The 3,080-nt window shown below is 72.5% G+C and carries 4 protein-coding genes, 1 tRNA gene and 1 pseudogene; 2 read left to right on the forward strand and 4 right to left on the reverse strand.

Features of this window, described 5'->3' with window-relative positions; translation table 11 throughout:
- Together AB0J52_RS34040 and AB0J52_RS34045 are read left to right on the forward strand one after the other, a co-directional pair.
- The coding region (locus tag AB0J52_RS34040; protein WP_500186999.1) for a PucR family transcriptional regulator at positions 1-331 on the forward strand (331 nt) is incomplete at its 5' end.
- Between the two features lie 186 nt (positions 332-517).
- Entirely contained in the window at positions 518-958 is a 441-nt protein-coding gene (locus AB0J52_RS34045) for a peptidoglycan-binding domain-containing protein (RefSeq protein WP_500187001.1), read from the forward strand.
- Between the two features lie 137 nt (positions 959-1,095).
- On the opposite strand, the gene AB0J52_RS34050 is transcribed toward AB0J52_RS34045, so the two are convergent.
- The 4 genes and pseudogenes from AB0J52_RS34050 to AB0J52_RS34065 all read right to left on the reverse strand — a co-directional run.
- Positions 1,096-1,172 (reverse strand) — tRNA-Met (locus AB0J52_RS34050).
- A gap of 166 nt (positions 1,173-1,338) precedes the next feature.
- Entirely contained in the window at positions 1,339-2,385 is a 1,047-nt protein-coding gene (locus tag AB0J52_RS34055; RefSeq protein ID WP_500187002.1) for a YlbL family protein, read from the reverse strand.
- Positions 2,386-2,412: 27 nt separating this feature from the next.
- On the reverse strand, positions 2,413-2,865 hold the full coding sequence (locus AB0J52_RS34060) for a molybdenum cofactor biosynthesis protein MoaE (RefSeq protein ID WP_500187005.1): 453 nt from the start codon (positions 2,863-2,865) through the stop codon (positions 2,413-2,415).
- A gap of 38 nt (positions 2,866-2,903) precedes the next feature.
- A pseudogene (locus tag AB0J52_RS34065) lies at positions 2,904-3,080 on the reverse strand (hypothetical protein); the annotation flags it as partial.

Genomic DNA, 3,080 nt, shown 5'->3' on the forward strand with positions numbered 1-3,080 from the left:
CGCCGGCGGCACCACCCGCTCCTGGCCCGACCTCGGCGCCCTGCGGCTGCTCCGGCTCGGCGACGACGACTCGCTCGCGCAGACCGTCCTTACGCCCGGGATCTCCCGGTTCCTCGACCCGAAGCACACCGAGCTCGCCCGGACGGCCCTGATCTACCTGGACCACGCGGGCAGCGTCCACGCGACGGCGGCGGCGCTGAACGTCCACCGGCAGACGCTCTACCACCGGCTGCGCCGCATCGAGGAGATCACCGGGCTCGCCCTGGCGGACGGCCGCGACCGCCTCACCCTGCATCTCGCCCTCACGATCGCGCCCCACCTCGGCCGCTGACCCGGCAGCACGCGCGCCAGGGCGCGAGGCGCGGGGGTGGGAGGCGCAGGGGTGGGAGCGTGGCCGGTCAGCTGCGGGTGTCCGGGTGGTCACAGGCGGGTGGGCGCGGGGGCGCTTGTGCGCCGCCTCCTGTCAGGAGTTATCTGACTGAGAGTCAAATCCACCAACGGGGAGGTGAGATCGGCGATGGCAGATCCATGGCCGGTGCTGCGCAGGGGAAGCCGTGGGCCGGACGTCAAGACGCTCCAGTACATCCTGCGGGCCGCTCGGGAGCCCTGGCGGCACCTCGCCGCGGACGGCGACTTCGGTCCGAAGACCGAGGAGGTCGTCCGCGCGTTCCAGGACTTCGCCGGAATCGACGTGGACGGCGTCGTCGGCCCGGTGACCTGGGGCCGGCTGACCGACGGCAGGACCATCGGGTCGACGGTGCGCAAGGGCGAGCACGGCGACTTCGTCCGCGCCGCGCAGACCGAGCTGGTGAAGCAGGGCTACCTGGACGAGAAGGGCGTGGACGGGGACTTCGGCCCGAAGACCGACTCGGCCGTCCGCCGCTTCCAGGAGGCCGTCGGGCTGCACGTGGACGGCGTGGTCGGCCCGAAGACCTGGCGCGCGCTGATCAGCGACTAGATCCGCTCGGACGCGGGGTCCGCGCCGGATTCGCGCCGCGCCGCCGCCGGTGAACGCGTGTGGGGAACACGATCGGTGAACGGTGGCGGTGGAACGCCGGAGGCCCGGAGCCATTTCTGGCTCCGGGCCTCCGGACCTGGTAGCGGGGGCAGGATTTGAACCTGCGACCTCTGGGTTATGAGCCCAGCGAGCTACCGAACTGCTCCACCCCGCGGCGATGTCTCAACTCTAGGGCATGAACGGGAGTTGACCAAATCGGTTTCCCGGGGTCGCGTCCCGTCCCGACCAGGCACACTCCGCGGCTTCCCGCCGCCTCGGCCGGAGGGCGTCCGGCCGAGGCGCGCGCGTCACCTGGAGCAGGCGGGGATGAGGCGCGAGGGTCACTTGGAGCAGGCGGGGATCTGGCCCTTGCCCGTCCTCAGGGCGTCCAGCGACTGGACCGCGCCGTTCAGCGTGTCCGCGCGGACGAGCCGCAGCCCGTCCGGGCGCGCGCCCAGCGCCTCCGCGCAGTTGTCCTTCGGCGTGAGGAACACCGTCGCCCCGGCGCGGCGCGCGGCGATCATCTTCTGCTCGATGCCGCCGATCGGGCCGACCTGGCCCTCCGGGCTGATCGTCCCGGTGCCCGCGATGAACTTCCCGCCGGTCATCGAGCCGGGAGTGAGCTTGTCCACGATGGACAGCGAGAACATCAGGCCGGCGCTCGGCCCGCCGATGTCCCCGACGCTGATGTTGATCTTGAAGGGGAACCGGTAGGCCTCCGCGAGGACCACGCCGACCACCGGCTTGCCGTCCTGCCCCTTGGCCGTGTTCAGCGTGATCTTGACGGGCTTGCCGGCGCGCAGCACCTCGACGTCCGCCCGGCCGCCGACCCCGATCCGGCCCATCTGCGCCTTGACCTGGTCGACCGTGCCGGTCTTGACCCCGTTCACCGCGGTGATCTCGTCGTTCGGCTGGAACTTCCCGGTGGCGGGCATGTTCGGCTGGACGGAGTTGACCACGACCCGCGTCGGGACCTGGATGCCGAGCTGGTGCAGCGCGGCGGCCTCGGCGTTCTCCTGCGAGTCCTGCATCTGCCGGGTGTTCTCGGCGTCCACCTGCTGCTGCGACTCGTGCTTGGGGAAGATCGTCTCCTCGGGGACGATCGCGGTGTCCGACGACAGCCAGCCGCGCAGCGCGGTGAACAGGTCGATCCGCGCCTCCGGCCCGCCCCGGTAGGTGACCGTGGTGAAGTTCAGGTGGCCGTCGGTCGGATAGGTCTGCCGGCCGTCGATCTGGACGAGCGGCACGCCCTTCCCGTTGTCCCCCAGCGTGTTGGCGGTCGGCCCCGGGAACAGGGCGACGTACGGCACCGGCAGCAGGGCGCCGACGACCGCGAGCACCAGCAGGAGACAGCTCGCGAAGGCGAGCGTGACGGCACGACGAGACATGCCGGAAAGCCTAGGCCACGCCCGGACTCAGCAGGCGCCGACCCACTCGTCGCCGCCGTCGGCGAACGCCTGGTGCTTCCAGACCGGCACCTCGGCCTTGAGGTCGTCGATCAGCCGCCGGCAGGCCGCGAACGCCTCGGCGCGGTGCGGGCAGGACGCCGCGACCACCACCGCCAGGTCGCCGATCTCCAGGTCGCCGACCCGGTGCACGGCGGCGAGCCCGAGGACCGGGAAGTCGGCCGCCACCTTCTCCATCACCCGGCGCAGCTCCCGCTCCACGCTCGGGTGCGCGCTGTAGGACAGGCGGCTCACCTCGCGCGCGTGGTCGTGGTCGCGGACCGTCCCGACGAACACGGCCGTGCCGCCCGCCGCCCGGTCCTGGACGGCGGCGAACGCCTCGTCCATCGACAGCGGCGTCTCGCGCACCTCGCACAACCGGACGACACCGGACGGGTCTGGGGAGTGGGTGGCCTCGTTCACGCGTCGCAGCCTACTCGACCACCCCTCCCGCTCCCGGGTCAGGCGTGCTCGGGGTGCTCGCCCGGGTGGCCGCCGGAGTGCTCCTCGGGGGCGTCCGGTTCGAGGGTCGCGGCGAGCGCGTCGGCGAGCGCGGGCACCAGGTCGGGACCCACCAGGACCTCGTCGTCCAGGTCGTGGCGGCGCAGCCGGAGGGCGGAGTGCCGCGTACCGTCGCG

It is taken from the genome of Spirillospora sp. NPDC049652 (assembly GCF_040675125.1).
Classification (GTDB): domain Bacteria; phylum Actinomycetota; class Actinomycetes; order Streptosporangiales; family Streptosporangiaceae; genus Spirillospora.